The organism is Devosia sp., from assembly GCF_036406155.1.
Classification (GTDB): domain Bacteria; phylum Pseudomonadota; class Alphaproteobacteria; order Rhizobiales; family Devosiaceae; genus Devosia_A.
Genome location: NZ_DASWVV010000199.1, coordinates 1 through 2,557, shown reverse-complemented (window position 1 = coordinate 2,557; position 2,557 = coordinate 1). Strand labels below are relative to the sequence as shown.

Genomic DNA, 2,557 nt, shown 5'->3' with positions numbered 1-2,557 from the left:
CATCGTCACCAAGGAGCCGAACATGAACCCAGCGAGCAAGTCGCGCTCGGGCGGCCGCGAGCCGCGCGACAGCGCCAAGGAAGTGGACACCAAGAACAAGGTCAGCACGCCGGACGCCGACATGCAGGCGCAGGACGCCGGCACGGCCGACAGCGGCGGCGACGGCCGCGGGCGCGCCGCGGAAGGAGCGATGAAGCAGCAGAGCAAGACCCCGCAGGAGCGCGGCAGCCGCCGCTGAGGCGCCGCACCCGTGCCTCTGCGCTTGTCCTACACCGAACATCATCAGGTACCGACAGCCGGGGCGCCACGGATGCCTAGAGTGCACCCAGGGCGACCCGAACGCGTTGCCCCTGTCAATCCCGAACATACCCTCAAGGAGTTACCCTGATGAAGATGTCTCTCACCCAAACCGCCGCCGCCGCGCTGGCCATCGTCGGCGCCCTGTCCCTGAGCGCCTGCGGCAAGAACGACGACGCCGGAGCCGGCGCGGGCAGTTCCGCCACCTCGTCCAGCACGACCACGAGCCCGTCCAGCACGGCCGGCACGTCCGGCTCGGCCGACACGACCACCGGCAGCACGGCGGGGACCACGGGCGGCACCACCGGCAGCAGCACCGACACCACGGCGGGCGCGAGCGGCACGACGGGCGGCACGAGCTCGATGGGCGCGTCCGGCACCGGCGGCACGACCGGCTCGACCGGCAGCGATGCCTCGGGCGGCACGACGGGCGCTTCGGGCAGCGGTTCCACCGGCACCGGCAGCTCCATGGGCGGCACCTCCGGCGTGACGGGCTCGACCAGCTCCACCACGACCACGACCCGCTGATGCCGGTCCGCACCTGCGCCCTGATCGTCGCGGCCGCCGCCTCGCTGGGGCTGGCGGGCTGCGGCCGGGGCGCCGATTCGGGGGCGACGGCGAACCCGAACGCCCCCGGCAGGCCCGGGACCGGCACTCCCACCCAGGTGGTGACGCCGGCGGCGGGCGACAGTGCGCCGGGAGGGCCGTCCGGTGTCGCCGGCTCCGCGCCGCATCCCGGTTCGTCGGGCGGCGATGCCGTGCCCGGCGCTACCGGCAGCGGCACCGTCGGGCAGGCCCCGCCGGCCGGCAGCGGGCTGCAAGGCGGCATGGGATCCGGCCCGGCCAGCTCCCCGGCCGGGACCGGGACCAGTGCGACCACCGCGCCGGGTGGCAGCGTGCCGGAAGGCAGCGCCACCGGCCAGACCGGCCAGCGTTGAAGCCTGCGTGTTCGAGACTCACCGGCGCGGGTTGCGCCCGGTGAGCTTCAGCCTTTTTCCACCGGCCGCGAGCGGTCGCTGCACCACTCGCTCCAGCTGCCGGCGTAGAGCGCCGTCGGCCCCAGGCCGGCGACTTCCATCGCGATCACGTTCGGCACCGCGCTCACGCCGCTGCCGCAGTGGTGCACCACGCTGCGAGGATCGCGCCCCGCCAGCAGCGCCTCGAACTCCTGTCGCAGCTGCGCTGGTGGCTTGAACTTGCCGTCGGGGCCCATGTTCTGCGAGAACGGGCGGTTGAGCGCGCCCGGAATGTGGCCCGCCACCGGATCGAGCGGCTCCACTTCGCCGCGAAAGCGCGGCGTCGCGCGGGCATCGATCACGGTCTGCGTTGGCTGGCCGAGCCGCTGCTGGACGTCGCGCGTGGTCGCCAGCCGCGTCCGTTCGGGTCCGAGCCTGAAGTTCGACTGGAAGTGCGAAGGCTCCTCGCGGTCGGTCACCTCGCCGCCGGCGGCCTGCCACGCCTGCAGGCCGCCGTCGAGCACGGCCACCGCGTCGTGGCCTGCCCACTTCAGCATCCACCAGAGCCGGCCGCAGTAGTTCGCCCCCTGCCGGTCGTAGACCACCGCCTGCATGTCGTTGGCGAAGCCGACGGCACAGAGCCACATCGCGAACTTCTCGCGGCTCGGCAGCGGGTGGCGGCCGCCCGATGCCGCGTCGGGATGCGGGTGATGCGTGCCGTCCGGCTCGACCACGCCCTGGTCGCTGAGCGCGGTGTCGAGATGCGCGTAGACCGCGCCCGGGATGTGCGCCTGGCGGTACTGCTCCTCGCCGGCGGCCGGGTTCATGAGGTCGAAGCTGCAGTCGAAGATCATGAGCGGCGCGTCGCTCGCGCGCAGCCGCTGGAGTTCATCGACGGAGATCAGCGTGGTGTACATGCTTGCGGTCCCTGCTTCGGATGGAGGGCGGATTATCCCGCGCCCCCGGCTGCTCAGTGGTCGTGCGCGGGCGATCCGGGCGCCGCGCGGCTGCGCAGTATCGTGGCGGCGAGGCCGCTGGCCACGATCAGGGCCATGCCGCTCCAGCCCGCCAGGCCGATCCGGTCGCCGAACAGCGTCACGCCGAAGATCGCCCCGAACAGGAGGCCCGAGTACTGCAGGTTGGCGACCACCAGCGTCGCGCCTGTGCTGTAGGAGCGGGTCATGGCGAGCTGGCCCGCCGAGGCGAGCAGCCCCATCGGCAGGAGCCACGCCGCGCCGCGCCAGTTCCAGGGCGACACGCCGCCGGCCAGCATCGCCAGGCCGCCGGCCAGCGTCGAACCCACG

5 protein-coding genes are annotated in these 2,557 nt (G+C 73.4%); 2 read left to right on the top strand and 3 right to left on the bottom strand.

The window, feature by feature from the left end; all coding sequences use genetic code 11:
• The coding region (locus tag VGD93_RS13465; protein WP_395012670.1) for a hypothetical protein at positions 1–238 on the top strand (238 nt) is incomplete at its 5' end.
• Positions 239–371: 133 nt separating this feature from the next.
• On the opposite strand, the gene VGD93_RS13460 is transcribed toward VGD93_RS13465, so the two are convergent.
• Positions 372–815: a hypothetical protein gene (locus VGD93_RS13460; RefSeq protein ID WP_395012669.1), complete on the bottom strand. Its 444-nt coding sequence runs from the start codon at positions 813–815 to the stop codon at positions 372–374.
• Between the two features lie 9 nt (positions 816–824).
• On the opposite strand from VGD93_RS13460, the gene VGD93_RS13455 reads away from it, so the two are divergent.
• Positions 825–1,235, top strand: a complete 411-nt coding sequence (locus VGD93_RS13455; protein ID WP_395012668.1) for a hypothetical protein — start codon at positions 825–827, stop codon at positions 1,233–1,235.
• Positions 1,236–1,282: 47 nt separating this feature from the next.
• Here VGD93_RS13455 and VGD93_RS13450 read toward each other — a convergent pair whose 3' ends face one another.
• Positions 1,283–2,170, bottom strand: a complete 888-nt coding sequence (locus VGD93_RS13450) for a sulfurtransferase (RefSeq protein ID WP_395012667.1) — start codon at positions 2,168–2,170, stop codon at positions 1,283–1,285.
• A gap of 53 nt (positions 2,171–2,223) precedes the next feature.
• Positions 2,224–2,557 (bottom strand): hypothetical protein (locus tag VGD93_RS13445; RefSeq protein WP_395012666.1); only part of this gene is annotated, 334 nt, incomplete at its 5' end.